The sequence below is a fragment of the Citrobacter sp. Cpo069 genome, assembly GCF_030332785.1.
Lineage (GTDB): Bacteria > Pseudomonadota > Gammaproteobacteria > Enterobacterales > Enterobacteriaceae > Citrobacter > Citrobacter portucalensis.
Window position 1 is genome coordinate 60,343 of record NZ_JAOWHD010000061.1, and the last position, 19,410, is coordinate 79,752.

20 protein-coding genes are annotated in these 19,410 nt (G+C 53.5%); 18 read left to right on the forward strand and 2 right to left on the reverse strand.

The genetic code is table 11. The features are described from left to right. Positions 1-37 precede the first annotated feature (37 nt). The 3 genes from OGY08_RS20635 to queE all read left to right on the forward strand — a co-directional run bounded on the left by OGY08_RS20635 (position 38) and on the right by queE (position 3,026). Positions 38-1,594, forward strand: a complete 1,557-nt coding sequence (locus OGY08_RS20635; protein ID WP_003034134.1) for a maltose/glucose-specific PTS transporter subunit IIC — start codon at positions 38-40, stop codon at positions 1,592-1,594. Further along, the gene (locus OGY08_RS20640) at positions 1,594-2,283 is read left to right on the forward strand and encodes an N-acetylmannosamine-6-phosphate 2-epimerase (protein WP_125363209.1); all 690 of its coding nucleotides are present in this window, start codon (positions 1,594-1,596) and stop codon (positions 2,281-2,283) included. The genes OGY08_RS20635 and OGY08_RS20640 overlap by 1 nt, the downstream gene beginning before the upstream one ends. Positions 2,284-2,354: 71 nt before the next feature. Then, positions 2,355-3,026 (forward strand): 7-carboxy-7-deazaguanine synthase QueE, encoded by a 672-nt coding sequence (queE, locus tag OGY08_RS20645; protein ID WP_003034139.1) that lies wholly within the window; start codon positions 2,355-2,357, stop codon positions 3,024-3,026. 87 nt (positions 3,027-3,113) lie between these two features. On the opposite strand, the gene queD is transcribed toward queE, so the two are convergent. Further along, positions 3,114-3,476: a 6-carboxytetrahydropterin synthase QueD gene (queD, locus tag OGY08_RS20650; protein ID WP_003825707.1), complete on the reverse strand. Its 363-nt coding sequence runs from the start codon at positions 3,474-3,476 to the stop codon at positions 3,114-3,116. 430 nt (positions 3,477-3,906) lie between these two features. Here queD and cysJ point away from each other — a divergent pair, with 430 nt between their 5' ends. From cysJ to cysH, 3 genes are all read left to right on the forward strand, one after another. Further along, the gene (gene cysJ / locus OGY08_RS20655; RefSeq protein ID WP_125363208.1) at positions 3,907-5,706 is read left to right on the forward strand and encodes an NADPH-dependent assimilatory sulfite reductase flavoprotein subunit; all 1,800 of its coding nucleotides are present in this window, start codon (positions 3,907-3,909) and stop codon (positions 5,704-5,706) included. Continuing rightward, positions 5,706-7,418 (forward strand): assimilatory sulfite reductase (NADPH) hemoprotein subunit, encoded by a 1,713-nt coding sequence (gene cysI, locus OGY08_RS20660; protein WP_125363207.1) that lies wholly within the window; start codon positions 5,706-5,708, stop codon positions 7,416-7,418. Before cysJ ends, cysI begins: the two co-directional genes overlap by 1 nt. 83 nt (positions 7,419-7,501) lie before the next feature. Then, positions 7,502-8,236, forward strand: coding sequence for a phosphoadenosine phosphosulfate reductase (cysH, locus tag OGY08_RS20665; protein ID WP_125363206.1), 735 nt, complete (start codon positions 7,502-7,504; stop codon positions 8,234-8,236). A gap of 45 nt (positions 8,237-8,281) precedes the next feature. Here the strand turns inward: cysH and OGY08_RS20670 are convergent, their stop codons facing one another. Next, positions 8,282-9,325 (reverse strand): aminopeptidase, encoded by a 1,044-nt coding sequence (locus OGY08_RS20670; RefSeq protein WP_032944823.1) that lies wholly within the window; start codon positions 9,323-9,325, stop codon positions 8,282-8,284. Positions 9,326-9,579: 254 nt separating this feature from the next. On the opposite strand from OGY08_RS20670, the gene cysD reads away from it, so the two are divergent. From cysD to rpoS, 12 genes are all read left to right on the forward strand, one after another. After that, a complete protein-coding gene (gene cysD / locus OGY08_RS20675) occupies positions 9,580-10,488 on the forward strand; it encodes a sulfate adenylyltransferase subunit CysD (protein ID WP_003034152.1) in 909 nt (302 codons plus the stop codon). Between the two features lie 9 nt (positions 10,489-10,497). Beyond that, positions 10,498-11,925, forward strand: a complete 1,428-nt coding sequence (gene cysN, locus OGY08_RS20680) for a sulfate adenylyltransferase subunit CysN (RefSeq protein WP_286566458.1) — start codon at positions 10,498-10,500, stop codon at positions 11,923-11,925. Beyond that, entirely contained in the window at positions 11,925-12,530 is a 606-nt protein-coding gene (gene cysC / locus OGY08_RS20685) for an adenylyl-sulfate kinase (RefSeq protein WP_003034157.1), read from the forward strand. The genes cysN and cysC overlap by 1 nt, the downstream gene beginning before the upstream one ends. A gap of 47 nt (positions 12,531-12,577) precedes the next feature. Continuing rightward, positions 12,578-12,901, forward strand: coding sequence for a DUF3561 family protein (locus OGY08_RS20690; RefSeq protein WP_020996298.1), 324 nt, complete (start codon positions 12,578-12,580; stop codon positions 12,899-12,901). A gap of 214 nt (positions 12,902-13,115) precedes the next feature. Continuing rightward, complete coding sequence (ftsB, locus tag OGY08_RS20695) at positions 13,116-13,427, forward strand: cell division protein FtsB (protein ID WP_003034163.1); 312 nt, start codon at positions 13,116-13,118, stop codon at positions 13,425-13,427. Positions 13,428-13,445: 18 nt separating this feature from the next. After that, positions 13,446-14,141 (forward strand): 2-C-methyl-D-erythritol 4-phosphate cytidylyltransferase, encoded by a 696-nt coding sequence (gene ispD, locus OGY08_RS20700; protein WP_008785675.1) that lies wholly within the window; start codon positions 13,446-13,448, stop codon positions 14,139-14,141. Between the two features lie 55 nt (positions 14,142-14,196). Beyond that, the gene (ispF, locus tag OGY08_RS20705; RefSeq protein WP_003034167.1) at positions 14,197-14,676 is read left to right on the forward strand and encodes a 2-C-methyl-D-erythritol 2,4-cyclodiphosphate synthase; all 480 of its coding nucleotides are present in this window, start codon (positions 14,197-14,199) and stop codon (positions 14,674-14,676) included. Beyond that, on the forward strand, positions 14,673-15,722 hold the full coding sequence (gene truD, locus OGY08_RS20710) for a tRNA pseudouridine(13) synthase TruD (protein ID WP_048215656.1): 1,050 nt from the start codon (positions 14,673-14,675) through the stop codon (positions 15,720-15,722). Before ispF ends, truD begins: the two co-directional genes overlap by 4 nt. Further along, on the forward strand, positions 15,703-16,464 hold the full coding sequence (gene surE, locus OGY08_RS20715; protein ID WP_003825728.1) for a 5'/3'-nucleotidase SurE: 762 nt from the start codon (positions 15,703-15,705) through the stop codon (positions 16,462-16,464). The genes truD and surE overlap by 20 nt, the downstream gene beginning before the upstream one ends. Then, positions 16,458-17,084 (forward strand): protein-L-isoaspartate(D-aspartate) O-methyltransferase, encoded by a 627-nt coding sequence (locus OGY08_RS20720; RefSeq protein ID WP_003034172.1) that lies wholly within the window; start codon positions 16,458-16,460, stop codon positions 17,082-17,084. The genes surE and OGY08_RS20720 overlap by 7 nt, the downstream gene beginning before the upstream one ends. A 184-nt stretch (positions 17,085-17,268) precedes the next feature. After that, positions 17,269-18,351, forward strand: a complete 1,083-nt coding sequence (gene nlpD / locus OGY08_RS20725) for a murein hydrolase activator NlpD (RefSeq protein ID WP_223849051.1) — start codon at positions 17,269-17,271, stop codon at positions 18,349-18,351. A 62-nt stretch (positions 18,352-18,413) separates the two neighbouring features. Then, entirely contained in the window at positions 18,414-19,406 is a 993-nt protein-coding gene (rpoS, locus tag OGY08_RS20730; protein ID WP_000081498.1) for an RNA polymerase sigma factor RpoS, read from the forward strand. The last annotated feature ends 4 nt before the right edge of the window (positions 19,407-19,410 follow it).

The following is a 19,410-nucleotide window of genomic DNA, read 5'->3' on the forward strand; positions in this document are numbered from 1 at the left end:
GGTAAAAATTTTCATCATTAATCGGGGAGATGAAAAAATGATGCAAATGTTTAGCGGCGCTTCATCGGGCGCATGGTTCGAAAAGGCACAGCGGTTCGGCAAATCGTTCATGCTGCCGATTGCGGTACTGCCCGCTGCGGGGCTGTTGTTAGGGATTGGCGGCGCGCTGTCGAATCCAAACACATTGACTGCTTATCCGTTTTTGGACGTTGACTGGTTACAGGCAATCTTCACGATCATGACCAGCGCAGGTTCTATTGTGTTTGCCAACCTGTCGGTGCTCTTTGCGGTAGGTGTCGCAGTGGGACTGGCGAAAACGGATAAAGGCACCGCCGGGCTTGCGGCATTGCTGGCATTTCTGGTGATGAACGCCACCATCAACGCTTTATTGACGCTCAACGGAACGCTGGCACACGAGAATCCCGGTGCCGTAGGCCAGGGGATGACGCTGGGTATTCAGACACTGGAAACGGGTGTGTTCGGTGGGGTGGTGATTGGGCTTGTCACCTGTGCGCTGCATAGCCGTTTCAATAAAGTCTCATTACCTCAGTTCCTTGGTTTCTTCAGCGGTTCGCGCTTTGTACCGATTATTAGCTCCCTTGCCGCGATTGTCGTGGGTGCGGTCATGACGGTGGTTTGGCCGCATTTCCAGAAACTCATTTTTGGACTGGGTGGTCTGGTGGATGCGACAGGCTATCTGGGGACGCTGTTGTACGGCTTCATCCTGCGTATGCTTGGCCCACTGGGTTTACACCATATCTTTTATTTGCCGTTCTGGACGACAGCGCTTGGCGGTAGTGAAATCGTCAACGGCCAGTTAGTTGAAGGTACGCAGCGTATTTTCTTCGCGCAACTTGCCGATCCGAATACGCAGCAGTTCTATGCGGGCACCTCGCGCTTTATGTCCGGGCGCTTCATCACCATGATGTTTGGCCTGCTTGGCGCATGTCTGGCGATGTACCACACCGCCAAGCCTGAGAACAGAAAACTTGTCGCTGGTCTGCTGTTGTCAGCGGCCCTGACCTCTTTCCTGACAGGCATCACTGAGCCTATCGAGTTCTCCTTCCTGTTTGTCGCACCCGTGTTATACGTCATTCACGCCTTCTTCGATGGGCTGGCGTTTATGATGGCGCATATTTTACATATCACCATCGGGCAAACCTTTTCGGGTGGGCTTATCGATTTCCTCCTTTTCGGCGTGCTACAGGGGGAAGCTAAAACCAACTGGATGTACGTCCCCATGGTGGGGATCCCGTGGTTCTTCCTTTACTACTTCACCTTCCGCTATTTGATTAACCGCTTTAACTGGTTGACACCAGGTCGTGAAAACGCAGCGCCGACTGAATCCGGCCTGCCGCAAAGTGAGCGAGCAGCGGCAGTGATCGCCGGGCTGGGAGGCAAAGAGAATCTGGAAGAGGTGGACTGTTGCGCCACACGCCTGCGCGTGACGGTGAAAGAGAGCAGCAAGGTCGATGAAGCGGCGCTGAAAGCGACCGGAGCCCGTGGCGTAATTATTCGCGGTAACGGGGTTCAGGTGATTTATGGCCCGCATGTCACCATCATTAAAAACGAAGTCGAAGAGATCTTATCGTAATGAAAACTGTACTGGATTCCCTGAAAGGTAAATTAATCGTCTCCTGTCAGGCGCTGGAAAATGAGCCTCTGCACAGCTCGTTTATTATGTCACGTATGGCGCTGGCGGCAGCGCAGGGCGGTGCGGTAGGTATTCGTGCGAACAGCGTGGTGGACATTCGCGCGATCAAAGAGAGCGTCTCCCTGCCGGTGATTGGGATTATCAAGCGTGATTATCCGGGTAGCGATGTGTTTATCACGGCCACTTTACAGGAAGTCGATGAACTGATGACCGTTGAGCCGGAAATTATTGCTCTGGATGCGACAGCGCGCCCGCGCCCCGGTGGGCAAACGCTGGAAGAACTGTTTACGCAGATCCGCGCTCGCTATCCGTCCGTACTGCTGATGGCGGATATTGCCACCGTAGACGAAGCGGTGACCGCCGAGCGCCTGGGCTTTGACTGTGTGGGCACTACGCTCTACGGCTATACCGCTGATACTGCCGGGCATGTGCTGGCGGAAAACGACTGCGGTTTTTTACGTGATGTGTTGGCTGCGGTTAGCGTACCGGTTGTGGCGGAAGGGAACGTTGATACCCCTGAACGTGCTGCACGATGCCTGGCATTAGGCGCCCATACCGTGGTGGTTGGTGGGGCTATCACCCGTCCGCAGCAGATAACGGCACGCTTTGTCGCAGCGATCGCCTCGTAAAGCATCGATGGGGCATGATACTTTGGCGGGGATCTGCGATAATTATCGTTTATCCCCATATTGAGAGCGCTATGCAGTACCCGATTAACGAGATGTTCCAGACCCTGCAAGGTGAGGGTTACTTTACCGGCGTCCCCGCCATTTTTATTCGTTTACAGGGATGCCCGGTTGGCTGTGCCTGGTGCGATACCAAACACACCTGGGATAAGCTTGAGGATCGGGAAGTCTCCCTGTACAGCATCCTGGCCAAGACCAAAGAAAGCGATAAATGGGGTGCTGCGAGCAGCGAAGATCTGCTGGCGGTCATTTCGCGTCAGGGCTATACCGCCCGTCACGTGGTGATCACCGGTGGTGAGCCCTGCATTCATGACCTGATGCCGCTGACTGACCTGCTGGAAAAGAACGGTTTTAGCTGCCAGATTGAGACCAGCGGCACGCACGAAGTACGCTGTACGCCGAATACCTGGGTGACCGTATCGCCGAAGGTGAATATGCGCGGTGGCTATGATGTGCTGTCACAGGCGCTGGAGCGCGCGAATGAAATCAAACATCCGGTTGGTCGCGTTCGCGATATTGAAGCACTGGATGAACTGCTGGCGACGTTGAGTGACGACAAACCGCGAATCATCGCCTTACAGCCAATCAGCCAGAAAGAAGATGCGACGCGTTTGTGCATTGATACCTGTATTGCGCGTAACTGGCGTCTGTCGATGCAGACCCATAAGTATCTGAATATTGCCTGATAACTGTGCCGGGGGCGTTTCGCTTACCCGGCCAGAGTTTGTTGCTCGTTGCAGGCCGGATAAGACGCATTGCCATCCAGCCTATAATCACTCGCCGCGGTATACGCAGCCCGCTGTGCAGGTCTCTTTCACCATTACGGCACTCAGCAGAGGGACCACAGGTTTAACCTGATCCCAAATCCATTTGGCCAGCACTTCGCTGGTTGGATTTTCTAAGCCAGGAATATCGTTCAAATAGTAGTGATCGAGTCTGTCGTAAGTCGGCTTAAACGCGGCTTTTAACTCAGCAAAATCCATGATCCAACCGGTATGCGGATCGACTTCACCGGTAATTTCAAGACGCACCATAAATGAGTGACCATGCAGGCGGCCACACTTATGCCCTTCCGGTACATGCGGCAGGTGGTGAGCGGCTTCGAAGGTGAAATCTTTAAACAAGGTGGTGGACATTTTTTACTCTCAAGAATGCGAAAAACCGCGGTAGGGTACCGTAAAGAGCAAATTTTATCATTATTTATACACGTCATTCTTTAAGCTGCTTCTTTGTTGGCTGCCTTTGCTCGCCCCAGTCACTTACTCATGTAAGCTCCTGGGGACTTGCTCAGTTGCCGCCTCGATGCATCTTAAATTATTTAGTGTATAAAAGGATGCTCAGTACCAAAGCTACATATTCATACAACCAATATTGGTTAATTATTTATATATCAAATGCTTATATAATCTGTTTTGCAGTTAATAACTATAACTAAAACAGGTTAGTCCATTTGGTTATTTGTTATTTCCATCCCTTCTTTAATTGTTACTATCCCCGCCGTTAACCTTATCTTCAGTTTGGGTTTTATTGCTGAAATCCGCTTTGCTTACTGGAACATGACAACGCATGACGACACAGGCCCCACCTTCCGCTTTGCTACCGCTAAACCCGGAGCAACTGGCACGCCTTCAGGCGGCCACGACCGATTTCACTCCCGCACAACTTGCGTGGGTTTCTGGCTATTTTTGGGGCGTGCTGAATCAGCAGCCTGGCAGCAACGCGGTGGCGACTGCGCCTGTCGCTGAAATGCCTGGCATTACGCTTATCTCCGCCTCGCAAACCGGTAATGCGCGCCGTGTGGCGGAAGCCCTGCGCGATGATCTGATCGCCGCGAAGCTCAACGTTACTCTCATCAACGCTGGCGACTATAAATTCAAACAAATCGCCAATGAAAAACTGCTGATCGTGGTGGCGTCGACGCAAGGGGAAGGTGAACCGGCGGAAGAAGCCGTGGCGTTGCATAAATTCCTGTTCTCGAAAAAAGCGCCGAAGCTTGATAACACCGCTTTTGCCGTATTTGGTCTTGGCGATACCTCTTATGAGTTTTTCTGCCAGGCAGGAAAAGACTTCGATGCGAAACTGGCTGAGCTGGGCGGTGAACGTCTGCTCGATCGTGTAGATGCCGATGTCGAATACCAGGCCGCGGCTGCGCAGTGGCGTGCTCGTCTGGTTGATGTTCTGAAAGCGCGTGCGCCTGCGGCACCGTCTGTGCAAGTTGCCGCGAGCGGTGCAGTAAATGAAGTACACACCAGCCCATACACCAAAGAAGCGCCGCTGACGGCGTCGCTTGCGGTGAATCAGAAAATTACCGGCCGCGACTCTGAAAAAGACGTGCGCCATATTGAAATTGATTTAGGCGATTCTGGCCTGCGTTATCAGCCGGGCGATGCGCTGGGCGTCTGGTATCAGAATGACCCGGCTCTGGTTAAAGAACTGGTTGAACTGCTGTGGCTGAAAGGTGATGAGCCGGTCACGGTTGAAGGCAAAACCCTGTCGCTCGCTGAAGCGTTGCAGTGGCATTTCGAGCTGACGGTTAACACCGGCAATATCGTAGAGAACTATGCCACCTTAACCCGCAGCGAAACTTTGCTGCCGTTAGTCGGTGACAAAGCACAGTTGCAGCATTACGCCGCAACCACGCCCATCGTCGATATGGTGCGCTTCTCTCCGGCGCAACTGGATGCTCAGGCGTTAGTTGATCTTCTGCGTCCGCTGACGCCGCGTTTGTACTCCATTGCTTCTTCCCAGGCGGAAGTGGAAAGCGAAGTGCACGTCACCGTGGGCGTGGTGCGTTATGAGATAGAAGGTCGCGCCCGTGCTGGTGGTGCTTCCAGTTTCCTCGCCGACTGCGTGGAAGAAGAAGGTGAAGTTCGCGTGTTCATTGAACACAACGACAACTTCCGTCTGCCAGCGAACCCGCAGACGCCGGTAATTATGATTGGACCGGGTACGGGGATTGCGCCGTTCCGTGCATTCATGCAGCAACGTGCGGCTGACGGAGCCGAAGGCAAAAACTGGCTGTTTTTTGGTAACCCACACTTTACCGAAGATTTCCTGTATCAGGTGGAATGGCAGCGTTACGTCAAAGAGGGCGTACTGAGCCGTATCGATCTCGCCTGGTCCCGCGATCAAAAAGAAAAAGTCTACGTACAAGATAAACTGCGCCAACAGGGCGCGGAACTGTGGCGCTGGATTAACGACGGTGCGCACATTTATGTCTGTGGCGACGCCAATCGCATGGCGAAAGACGTTGAGCAGGCGTTGTTGGAAGTGATTGCCGAATTCGGTGGTATGGATATCGAAGCGGCGGATGAATTTTTAAGTGAGCTGCGCATTGAGCGCCGTTATCAGCGAGATGTCTACTAATGAGCGAAAAACATCCAGGACCATTGGTGGTCGAAGGCAAACTGTCCGACGCTGAGCGTATGAAGCTGGAAAGCAACTATCTGCGCGGTACCATTGCCGAAGATTTAAACGACGGCCTGACCGGCGGGTTTAAAGGCGACAACTTCCTGCTGATCCGTTTTCACGGTATGTACCAGCAGGACGACCGCGATATCCGCGCCGAACGTGCCGAGCAAAAGCTGGAGCCGCGTCACGCGATGCTGCTGCGCTGTCGTCTGCCAGGTGGGGTGATCACCACCAAACAGTGGCAGGCGATCGATAAGTTCGCCCATGACAACACCATTTACGGCAGCATTCGTCTGACCAACCGTCAGACCTTCCAGTTTCACGGCATTCTGAAGAAGAACGTTAAGCCGGTACACCAAATGCTGCACTCCGTCGGCCTGGACGCGCTGGCGACAGCCAACGACATGAACCGTAACGTGCTGTGCACCTCCAACCCGTATGAATCTGAGCTGCACGCGGAAGCCTACGAGTGGGCGAAAAAGATCTCCGAACATCTGCTGCCGCGCACCCGCGCCTATGCAGAGATCTGGCTGGATCAGGAAAAAGTCGCGACTACCGACGAAGAGCCGATCCTCGGTCAAACCTATCTGCCGCGTAAGTTTAAAACCACGGTCGTGATCCCACCGCAGAACGACATCGATCTGCACGCCAACGACATGAACTTTGTGGCGATTGCGGAAAACGGCAAGCTGGTGGGCTTCAACCTGCTGGTGGGCGGCGGTTTGTCGATTGAGCACGGCAACAAGAAAACCTACGCCCGTACGGCAAGCGAATTCGGCTATCTGCCGCTTGAGCATACGCTGGCGGTCGCGGAAGCGGTGGTGACGACTCAGCGCGACTGGGGTAACCGTACCGACCGTAAAAATGCCAAAACCAAATACACCCTTGAGCGCGTCGGCGTCGACACCTTCAAGGAAGAGGTTGAGCGCCGGGCGGGGATCAAGTTTGAGCCGATCCGTCCGTACGAGTTTACCGGTCGCGGCGATCGTATCGGCTGGGTGAAAGGGATCGACAATAAATGGCATCTGACGTTGTTTATTGAAAACGGCCGTATCCTCGATTATCCGGGCCGACCGCTGAAAACCGGTCTGCTTGAGATCGCGAAGATCCACAAAGGTGAGTTCCGCATTACCGCGAACCAGAACCTGATCATTGCCGGTGTTCCTGAGAGTGAAAAGGCGAAGATCGAGAAGATTGCGCAGAAGAGTGGCTTAATGAACGCGGTCACTCCGCAGCGTGAAAACTCGATGGCCTGCGTCTCGTTCCCGACCTGTCCGCTGGCGATGGCGGAAGCCGAGCGCTTCCTGCCAACGTTTATCGACAACATTGACACGCTGATGGCGAAGCACAGCCTGAGTGATGAAAACATTGTCATGCGTGTGACCGGCTGCCCGAACGGTTGTGGTCGTGCGATGCTGGCGGAAGTTGGTCTGGTGGGTAAAGCACCCGGGCGTTACAACCTCCATTTAGGGGGCAACCGTATCGGAACTCGCATTCCCCGGATGTTTAAAGAGAACATCACCGAGCCGGAAATTCTGGCATCGCTGGATGAACTGATTGGGCGCTGGGCGAAAGAGCGCGAAGCGGGTGAAGGCTTCGGTGACTTTACGGTGCGTGCGGGCATTATTCGCCCGGTGCTCGATCCCGCCCGGGATTTCTGGGAATAATGTGAAATTGACTTATCGGGTCTGCTGAATCGGTAGGCCTGATAAGCGCAGCGCCATCAGGCAAGGCAAACAGTGAGGAACTTATGTCCAAACTCGATCTCAACGCGTTGAACGAACTGCCGAAAGTTGAACGCGTTATGGCGTTGGCACAAACCAACGACCAACTGGAAAAATTGAGCGCCGAGGATCGCGTAGCGTGGGCGCTGGAAAACCTGCCTGGTGAATATGTACTGTCATCAAGTTTTGGTATCCAGGCGGCAGTGAGCCTGCATCTGATAAATCAGATTCGCCCGGATATCCCGGTGATCCTCACCGATACTGGCTACCTGTTCCCGGAAACCTATCAGTTTATTGATGAGTTAACGGACAAGCTTAAGCTTAATCTGCAAGTCTACCGGGCAAAGGAAAGTGCGGCCTGGCAAGAAGCGCGCTACGGCAAACTGTGGGAGCAGGGCGTTGAAGGCATTGAAAAATACAATGACATCAACAAAGTCGAGCCGATGAACCGGGCGCTGCAGGAGCTGAACGCGCAAACCTGGTTTGCCGGTCTGCGTCGAGAGCAATCGGGCAGTCGTGCGCATTTGCCGGTGCTGGCTATCCAGCGTGGCGTGTTTAAAGTTCTGCCGATCATCGACTGGGACAACCGTACGGTTTACCAGTATCTGCAAAAACACGGTTTGAAATACCATCCGTTGTGGGATCAGGGCTATCTGTCGGTAGGCGATACCCACACCACCCGCAAATGGGAGCCGGGTATGGCGGAAGAAGAGACGCGTTTCTTCGGATTGAAACGCGAGTGCGGACTGCACGAAGGGTAACAGGAAAGGGGGCCGGTAAGATTTACATCCTACCGGACCACTTCTTCAGGATTTACCCGCTTTTGCCAGTTCTTTTACCAGTGGCAGCATAATGCGTACCACGTCGCGGCTACGGTGCTCTATCCGGCCCGGTAACGCTTTATCGATATGCTGTTGGTTATCCAGTCGCACGTCGTGCCAGCTGTTGCCTGCCGGGAAAGAGGCGCTTTTGGCGCGCTGCTGATAGCCATCTTTCTTGCCCAGGTTCCAGTTGGTCGCTTCAACTGAAAGAACGGCAATCCCCGCGTTGTCGAAGACCTCTGCATCGTTACAACATCCAGTGCCTTTCGGATAGTCTTTGTTCAGACCTGGATTGGTGCTGGCAACGATACCGCGGCTGTGCGCGATAGCCAGTGCCCGGTCGCGCGTCAGTTTTCGCACCGCTTCCGGGGTTTTCTTACCGCTATTGAAATAGAGCTTATCGCCGACGATCAGGTTATCGAGGTTGATAACCAGCAGCGTGTTTTTCTTCTCGGCGGCGCTCATTCGCTTCAGGATGTTCTCCGCGCCCAGTTTGCCTTCTTCCTCGCCGCTGGTGGCGATAAATCGAATACCGTACTGTGTCGGCACGTTTTTGAGTTTTTCCGCCAGTTCCAGCATTACGCCAACACCTGCAGCGTTGTCATCGATACCTTGCAGGGTTAATCCACCCAGATTGGCATCGGAATCGGCGTCGCTTTGTGCGGCGTAGGTGTCGAGGTGCGCCATAATAATAATCTGTTGCGGCGCTTTGCCTTCATGTGCAGCAATAACGGTGCTTCCCGTTACGTTATGCCAGTTTTTACGGTTATCTTTGGCGGTATAAACATAACGGCTATTAAACGTCCGAATATCGCTGCTATAACCCATCTGCTGAAATTGTTGACGTATATAATCAGCAGACAACATTTCTGCCGGAGATCCCGTCACGCGGCCTGGGAAAAACGTTGCGATATATCGAGCCTGGGTATTTGCTATATCTCCGGGCTTCGAAGATGTTGCCTGTGCGGGAAGGATGAAGCACGCGCCGAGCGCCATGGCTGCAAGAAGGTGGCGCAATGCGAGAAACATGATGAGTCCTTAAATACCAAGCAGAAATTTTCAGCCGCTAGTATGAAACCGTGATCGAGGTAAAACAATTTCATTTGCTCCTAAATGCCCGAATTCCGGTAGCTTAAGCACTTTTTGATATTTGCTTTTCCGGATCGTTATTCCTTTGAGGAACTACTCATTCCAATTCGTAATTTCATTCGCCCTCTTGCCCTCCCTATAGTCAGGTTATCTGAGCATCGTTAGCAAAATAACGGCATTACATAGGAACGGTTATGGATCAAAAACGACTTACCCACCTGCGGCAACTGGAAGCGGAAAGCATCCATATCATTCGTGAGGTGGCCGCCGAGTTTTCTAATCCGGTGATGATGTATTCCATCGGCAAAGATTCCAGCGTAATGCTGCATCTGGCGCGTAAAGCGTTTTATCCGGGCACGCTGCCGTTCCCATTGCTGCACGTTGATACCGGCTGGAAATTCAGCGAAATGTACGAGTTTCGTGACCGCACGGCGAAAGCCTACGGCTGTGAACTGCTGGTGCATAAAAACCCGGAAGGGGTGGCGATGGGCATCAACCCGTTCGTTCACGGCAGCGCCAAGCATACCGACATTATGAAAACCGAAGGGCTGAAGCAGGCGCTGAATAAATACGGTTTCGATGCCGCGTTTGGTGGTGCTCGTCGTGACGAAGAGAAATCACGTGCCAAAGAGCGCATTTACTCTTTCCGCGATCGTTTTCATCGCTGGGACCCGAAAAACCAGCGCCCGGAGCTGTGGCATAACTACAACGGGCAGATTAACAAAGGCGAAAGCATTCGCGTCTTCCCGCTCTCTAACTGGACTGAACAGGATATCTGGCAATACATCTGGCTGGAAAATATCGACATCGTGCCGCTGTATCTGGCGGCGGAGCGTCCGGTGCTGGAACGCGACGGCATGCTGATGATGATTGATGACGACAGAATCGATCTGCAGCCCGGGGAAGTGATTAAAAAACGCATGGTGCGTTTCCGTACGCTCGGCTGCTGGCCGCTGACAGGCGCGGTGGAGTCGAATGCGCAGACGCTGCCGGAAATTATCGAAGAGATGCTGGTCTCAACCACCAGTGAACGTCAGGGCCGCGTGATTGACCGCGACCAGGCGGGCTCCATGGAGCTGAAGAAACGTCAGGGGTATTTCTAAGGAGCCGCCATGAATACGACACTTGCACAACAAATTGCTAATGAAGGCGGCGTTGAAGCCTGGATGGTTGCCCAGCAACACAAAAGTCTGCTGCGCTTTTTAACCTGCGGTAGCGTGGATGATGGGAAAAGTACCCTGATTGGCCGCCTGCTGCACGACACGCGTCAGATTTATGAAGACCAGCTTTCATCGCTGCACAATGACAGTAAACGTCACGGCACTCAGGGCGAAAAGCTTGATCTGGCGTTATTGGTTGACGGCTTGCAGGCCGAGCGCGAGCAGGGCATCACCATCGACGTGGCGTATCGTTATTTCTCTACCGAGAAGCGTAAATTTATTATTGCGGACACTCCCGGGCATGAGCAGTACACCCGTAACATGGCGACCGGTGCGTCGACCTGCGACCTGGCGATCCTACTGATCGATGCGCGTAAAGGCGTGCTGGATCAGACTCGTCGTCATAGCTTTATCTCCACGCTGCTTGGGATCAAACACCTGGTAGTGGCGATCAACAAAATGGATCTGGTGGACTTTAGCGAAGAGACATTTAACCGCATTCGCGAAGACTATCTTACTTTTGCTGAACAACTGCCGGGCAACCTGGATATCCGGTTTGTGCCGCTCTCTGCGCTGGAAGGCGACAACGTGGCTTCGCAAAGCGCCAGTATGCCGTGGTACAGCGGTCCGACGCTGCTGGAAGTGCTGGAAACCGTTGAGATCCAGCGCATTGTTGATACTCAGCCGATGCGCTTCCCGGTGCAGTATGTGAACCGACCGAATCTGGATTTCCGTGGTTATGCCGGAACGCTGGCCTCCGGTAGCGTGAAGGTCGGACAGCGCGTCAAAGTGCTGCCGTCCGGCGTTGAGTCAAGCGTGGCGCGGATCGTAACCTTTGATGGCGATTTACAGGAAGCGCATGCGGGTGAAGCGATCACCCTGGTGCTGAAAGATGAGATCGATATTAGCCGGGGCGACCTGTTACTTGATGCCGGTGAAACGCTGCCGACAGTACAAAGCACAGCTGTTGATGTGGTGTGGATGGCGGAACAACCGTTGTCGCCAGGGCAGAGCTACGACATAAAAGTCGCGGGCAAGAAGACCCGCGCACGCGTAGATAGCGTGCAGTATCAGGTCGATATTAATAACCTGACCCAACGTGACGTTGAAGCGCTACCGCTGAACGGTATCGGTCTGGTTAATCTGACTTTTGATGAGCCGCTGGTGCTGGATACCTATCAGCAGAATCCGGTTACGGGCGGGCTGATTATCATTGACCGCCTGACCAACGTTACCGTTGGCGCGGGACTGGTGCGTGAGCCAATCGTCCAGGAGCTTGCCACAGCTTCTCAGTTCAGCGCGTTTGAGCTGGAGCTTAATGCACTGGTGCGTCGCCACTTCCCACACTGGGGTGCGCGCGATCTGCTGGGAGGAAAATAATGGCGCTGCATGACGAAAACGTCGTCTGGCATGCCCATCCTGTTACACCGCAACAGCGGGAACAACGCCACGGTCATCGTGGTGTTGTGCTGTGGTTTACCGGGCTGTCAGGTTCCGGTAAATCCACGGTAGCAGGGGCGCTGGAAGAAGCGCTGCATAAGCTAGGGGTGAGCACCTATCTGCTGGATGGCGATAACGTGCGTCACGGTCTGTGCAGCGATCTTGGGTTTAGCGATGCCGATCGCAAGGAGAATATTCGTCGGGTTGGTGAAGTGGCTAACCTGATGGTAGACGCCGGCCTGGTGGTGTTGACTGCGTTTATCTCTCCACATCGCGCCGAGCGAAAAATGGTTCGCGAGCGCGTGGGTGAAGGGCGTTTTATTGAGGTTTTTGTCGATACGCCATTAGCAACGTGCGAAGCTCGCGATCCAAAAGGGCTGTATAAAAAAGCGCGTGCGGGAGAGTTGCGCAATTTCACCGGAATTGACTCGGTTTACGAAGCGCCTGAATCGCCAGAGATTCATCTTGATGGTGAACAATTGGTAACAAATTTGGTTCCTCAATTATTAGACCTGCTGAGGCAGGAAGATATTATCAGATCCTGAGACACCCGAGCTTGCACGCCCGGTCAGTCACGGTCACAGGATTAGATATGCGTAACAGCCATAACATTACTATTACAGAGTCAGATACCTTCGCCGCCGACGACGAAACTACCTGGTCACTCCCAGGAGCCGTGGTCGGTTTTGTCGCGTGGTTGCTGGCGCTGGGATTCCCGTGTCTGATGTATGGCCCTAACACACTGTTTTTCTTCCTCTATACCTGGCCCTTTTTCCTTGCGTTGTTGCCCGTGGCGATTGTCGCGGGTATTGCCCTGCATTCGCTATTGAAGGGGAGATTGCTGCTGAGTATTGCCTGTACCCTGCTGGTGGTTGGCGCAATGTTTGGCGCACTGTTCCTGTGGCTACTGGGTTAGGCATACGTCCTTTCACGCGATCGCCGCTGTTGTTCACTGTCTGGCCATAATTCAAACCGTAACCAACAATGAGATTATGTTCTCCTTACATGGGGTATACGTAACAACGGGCAAATGTGGTACATTTGCCCGCGTTGTCGCGGCATTCCCGTCCGTTGATGTAAAGTTGTCAGCGGAGTTTATGGGATGTTGATGCCGTTTTTCAGGGGGCAGGATGGGTAAACTTACGTTGCTGTTGCTGGCTTTATTAGTCTGGCTACAGTATTCGCTGTGGTTCGGTAAGAACGGCATACATGACTATAGTCGCGTCAACGATGATGTTGCGGCGCAGCAAGCTACAAACGCGAAACTGAAAGCGCGTAACGATCAGCTTTTTGCCGAAATTGACGATCTCAATGGCGGGCAAGAGGCTATCGAAGAGCGCGCGCGTAACGAACTCAGTATGACTAAGCCAGGCGAAACCTTTTATCGTCTGGTGCCTGACGCGTCTAAACGCGCTCAGACTGCAGGGCAAAACAATCGATAAACCGTCCAGGGATTTAACATGGCAGCCACTTTAATGGACGTTTGCGCCGTGGTGCCGGCTGCCGGGTTTGGCCGCCGAATGCAAACAGAGTGTCCTAAGCAGTACCTCTCTATTGGCAATAAAACCATTCTCGAACACTCGGTTGATGCGCTGCTGGCTCATCCCCGGGTGACGCGAGTCGTCATCGCTATTAGCCCAGGCGACAGTCGCTTTGCCCAACTTCCACTCGCAGCGCACCCGCAAATTACCGTGGTGGATGGTGGCAACGAGCGTGCCGATTCTGTCCTTGCTGGTTTGCAAGCCGCAGGTGAGGCCAGTTGGGTACTGGTGCATGATGCCGCGCGTCCGTGCCTGCATCAGGAAGATTTATCTCGTTTGCTGGCAATAAGTGAAACCAGCCGCATCGGTGGGATCCTTGCCGCGCCGGTGCGCGACACGATGAAACGCGCGGAGCCGGGCCGAACAGACATCGCCCATACGGTCGATCGCACCGATTTATGGCATGCGTTGACGCCGCAGTTTTTCCCTCGCGAGCTGTTGCATGATTGTCTGACCCGTGCGCTAAACGAAGGCGCAACCATTACGGACGAAGCCTCGGCGCTGGAATATTGCGGTTTTCATCCGCAGCTGGTCGAAGGACGCGCTGACAACATCAAAGTCACCCGCCCGGAAGATCTGGCTCTGGCGGAATTTTATCTGACCCGAACTATCTAGATACATCATTCTTCAGGCTGCCTGGAGGATGTTGTGTATATCAGGAGAAGGCATAATGCGAATTGGACACGGTTTCGACGTACACGCTTTTGGCGGAGTTGGCCCAATTATCATTGGTGGTGTGCGCATCCCGTATGAAAAAGGATTGCTGGCGCATTCTGATGGCGACGTGGCGTTACACGCGTTAACCGATGCACTGCTGGGCGCGGCTGCGCTGGGGGATATCGGTAAACTCTTCCCGGACACCGACCCGGCCTTTAAAGGTGCAGATAGTCGTGAATTATTGCGTGAAGCCTGGCGGCGTATTCAGGCCAAAGGCTATACGCTTGGTAATGTGGATGTGACGATTATTGCTCAGGCGCCGAAGATGCTGCCGCACATTCCGCAAATGCGCGTGTTTATTGCCGAAGATCTCGGCTGCCATATGGATGATGTTAACGTGAAAGCGACCACCACGGAAAAACTCGGTTTTACCGGGCGTGGGGAAGGGATTGCCTGTGAAGCGGTGGCGTTACTCATTAAGGCAACGAAATGACTGCGTTTGAAGATCTGACGTATCTCCATGGCAAACCACAAGGCCATGGCGTTCTGAAAGCGAATCCGGAAGACTTTGTCGTCGTCGAAGATTTAGGCTTCGAACCGGATGGCGAAGGTGAGCACATTTTGGTGCGTATCCTGAAAAACGGCTGTAATACCCGTTTTGTGGCTGACGCGCTAGCGAAGTTCCTGAAAATTCACGCCCGTGAAGTGAGCTTTGCTGGCCAGAAAGACAAGCATGCAGTCACGGAACAGTGGCTGTGCGCGCGCGTGCCGGGCAATGCAATGCCTGATTTAAGCAAATTTGAACTCGAAGGCTGTAAAGTGCTGGAGTACGCGCGCCACAAGCGTAAGCTGCGTTTAGGGGCGCTGAAAGGTAACGAATTTACGCTGGTGCTGCGTGAAGTGAGCCAGCGAAATGACGTTGAAGCGCGTTTGCAGGCGATTAGCGAGCGCGGCGTACCGAACTATTTTGGCGCTCAGCGTTTTGGTATTGGCGGCAGCAACCTGCAAGGGGCGCTGCGCTGGGCGCAAAGCGATGCGCCGGTGCGCGATCGCAATAAGCGCAGTTTTTGGTTGTCGGCGGCCCGTAGCGCGTTGTTTAATCAGATAGTCAGTGAACGCTTGAAAAAAACAGACTTTAATCAAGTTGTTGACGGCGATGCGCTACAATTGTCGGGACGCGGAAGTTGGTTTGTCGCCACGCAGGAAGAACAGACCGAATTACAGCGTCGCGTCGATGATAAAGAATTGATGATTACAGCGGCATTACCGGGCAGCGGTGAGTGGGGAACTCAGCGCGACGCGCTGGCGTTTGAAGAAGCCGCTATTGCTGATGAAACCGCGCTGCAGTCGCTGTTGTTGCGCGAGAAAGTCGACGCATCGCGTCGTGCTATGTTGCTGTATCCACAACAATTAAGCTGGAACTGGTGGGATGACGTAACCGTTGAGTTACGTTTCTGGCTACCGGCAGGTAGCTTCGCCACCAGTGTTGTAAGGGAACTTATTAACACAATGGGTGATTATGCGTATATTGCTGAGTAACGATGATGGGGTCCACGCACCCGGTATACAAACGCTGGCGAAAGCGCTGCGTGAGTTTGCTGACGTACAGGTGGTTGCCCCGGATCGTAACCGCAGTGGCGCGTCTAACTCGCTGACGCTGGAATCCTCACTTCGCACGTTCACCTATGATAACGGTGATATCGCCGTACAAATGGGTACACCTACCGATTGCGTCTATCTGGGCGTGAACGCATTAATGCGTCCGCGTCCGGACATTGTCGTGTCTGGTATTAACGCAGGTCCTAATCTGGGCGATGATGTTATCTATTCCGGTACCGTTGCGGCGGCGATGGAAGGTCGTCACCTGGGCTTTCCTGCGCTGGCGGTCTCACTTGATGGGCATAAACACTACGATACTGCTGCCGCAGTAACCTGCCGTATCTTACGGGCGCTGAGTCGCGAACCGCTGCGCACCGGGCGCATTTTGAATATCAACGTGCCGGATTTACCGCTGGATCAGATTAAAGGTATCCGCGTCACCCGCTGCGGTAGCCGCCATCCTGCGGATCAGGTGATCCCACAGCAGGACCCGCGCGGTAATACGCTGTACTGGATCGGGCCGCCGGGCGAAAAGTGCGACGCTGGACCGGATACTGATTTTGCCGCTGTCGATGAAGGCTATGTTTCCATTACGCCGCTGCATGTCGATTTAACCGCCTACGGCGCGCATGAAGTTGTTTCTGACTGGTTAGACAGCGTGGGAGCCGACACGCAATGGTAAGCAGACGCGTACACACTCTTCTTGAACAATTACGTGCGCAGGGCATCAGAGATGAGCTTGTTCTCGATGCACTTGCCGCCGTGCCGCGCGAAAAATTCATTGATGAGGCGTTTGAACATAAGGCCTGGGACAATATTGCCCTGCCGATTGGTCAGGGGCAGACGATTTCGCAGCCCTATATGGTTGCGCGGATGACCGAGCTGCTTGAGTTAACGCCGCAGTCCCGGGTGCTGGAAATTGGTACCGGCTCTGGCTACCAAACGGCGATTCTGGCGCACCTGGTGCATCATGTGTGCTCTGTTGAGCGCATTAAAGGTTTGCAGTGGCAGGCGCGTCGTCGACTTAAACAGCTTGATTTACATAATGTTTCTACCCGTCATGGTGATGGATGGCAGGGCTGGCAAGCGCGAGCCCCGTTTGACGCTATCATTGTTACGGCAGCGCCGCCTGAGATCCCAACTGCGCTAATGATGCAGTTGGATGAAGGCGGCATTCTCGTCTTACCCGTGGGCGACGAGCACCAGTTTCTGAAACGGGTGCGTCGTCGGGGAGGCGAATTTATTATCGATACCGTGGAGGCCGTACGTTTCGTTCCCTTAGTAAAAGGGGAGCTTGCGTAGATACAGGCAATGAATACCTGGAGTTTTCCTGGATATTCTGGAATTAGTAAGCGTATCGTGGTCACGTTTCCAGTGCCCAGTCCGATGCCTTGCACGGTGATTACGTCACTGGTTTTAACCAAATTTTCCTGGGGGATAAATGAGCGCGGGAAGCCACAAATTTACCGTTCGCCGCATTGCGGCATTGTCACTGGTTTCATTATGGCTGGCAGGTTGTTCAAATACCTCGAATCCACCTGCACCGGTCAGTTCCGTTGATGGCGGTGCATCAACGAACACCAATTCCGGCATGCTGATTACGCCTCCACCAAAAATGGGCTCGACGTCGACAGTACAGCAAACGCCACAGATCCAGCCGGTGCAGCGTCCGACCACACAGTCAACACAGATCCAGCCTGTCGCGGAACAGCCTGTTCAGATGGAAAACGGTCGTATTGTGTACAACCGTAAGTATGGGAACATTCCGAAAGGTAGCTATACGGGCGGCAGTACCTATACTGTTAAGAAAGGCGATACCCTTTTCTATATCGCCTGGATTACCGGGAACGATTTCCGTGATCTCGCACAACGCAATAACGTTCCGGCCCCGTATGGCCTGAATGTCGGTCAAACTCTGCAAGTGGGCAACGCGTCGGGTACACCGATTACTGGTGGGAATGCCATCACCCAGGCGGATGCAGCACAGCAAGGAGTTGTGACCAACCCTGCACAAAATTCCACCGTTGCTGTTGCTTCGAAACCAACAATTACGTATTCTGAGGATTCAGGTGAACAAAGTGCTAATAAAATGTTGCCGAACAACAAGCCTGCTGGGACCGTTGTCACAGCGCCTGTAACGGCTCCAGCAGTTAGCGCAACCGAATCAACTGCAAGCTCAACGTCAACCAGCTCGCCAATCTCTACCTGGCGCTGGCCGACTGACGGCAAAGTAATCGAAAACTTCGCGGCTACTGAAGGTGGCAATAAAGGGATCGATATTGCAGGCAGTAAAGGACAGGCTATTGTCGCGACCGCAGATGGACGCGTCGTATATGCCGGTAACGCACTGCGCGGTTACGGTAATCTTATTATCATCAAACATAACGATGATTACCTGAGTGCCTACGCCCATAACGATACAATGCTGGTCCGGGAACAACAAGAAATCAAGGCGGGGCAGAAAATAGCTACCATGGGTAGCACCGGAACCAGTTCAACACGCTTGCATTTTGAAATTCGTTACAAGGGGAAATCCGTAAACCCGCTGCGCTATTTACCGCAGCGATAATTCGGCGGAACCAGGCTTTCACGTGCTAGTTCCGTTAGGGATCACGGGTAGGAGCCACCTTTATGAGTCAGAATACGCTGAAAGTTCATGATTTAAATGAAGATGCGGAATTTGATGAGAACGGAGTAGAGGCTTTTGATGAAAAAGCCTTGAGTGAAGAGGAACCCAGTGATAACGACCTGGCTGAAGAAGAGCTGTTATCGCAGGGGGCCACACAGCGTGTGTTGGACGCGACTCAGCTTTACCTTGGTGAGATTGGTTATTCACCACTGTTAACAGCCGAAGAAGAAGTTTATTTTGCGCGTCGCGCACTGCGTGGGGATGTCGCTTCTCGCCGTCGCATGATTGAAAGTAACCTGCGTCTGGTGGTGAAAATTGCTCGTCGTTATGGCAATCGTGGTCTGGCATTGCTGGACCTGATTGAAGAGGGCAATCTGGGACTGATCCGTGCCGTCGAGAAGTTTGACCCGGAACGCGGGTTCCGCTTCTCAACATACGCAACCTGGTGGATCCGCCAGACGATTGAACGGGCGATTATGAACCAAACCCGTACGATCCGACTGCCGATCCACATTGTAAAAGAGCTGAACGTCTATCTGCGTACCGCGCGTGAGTTGTCGCATAAACTGGACCACGAACCGAGCGCAGAAGAGATTGCTGAACAACTGGATAAACCGGTTGATGACGTCAGCCGTATGCTCCGACTCAACGAGCGTATTACCTCGGTAGACACCCCGCTGGGTGGCGATTCCGAAAAAGCGTTGCTGGATATTCTGGCCGATGAAAAGGAAAACGGCCCGGAAGACACCACGCAAGACGATGATATGAAACAGAGCATCGTCAAATGGCTGTTCGAACTGAACGCCAAACAGCGTGAAGTGCTGGCACGTCGTTTTGGTCTGCTGGGGTACGAAGCTGCGACACTGGAAGATGTGGGCCGTGAAATTGGTCTCACCCGTGAACGTGTTCGCCAGATTCAGGTTGAAGGTCTGCGTCGTCTGCGTGAAATCCTGCAGACTCAGGGACTGAATATCGAAGCGCTATTCCGCGAGTAAGCAC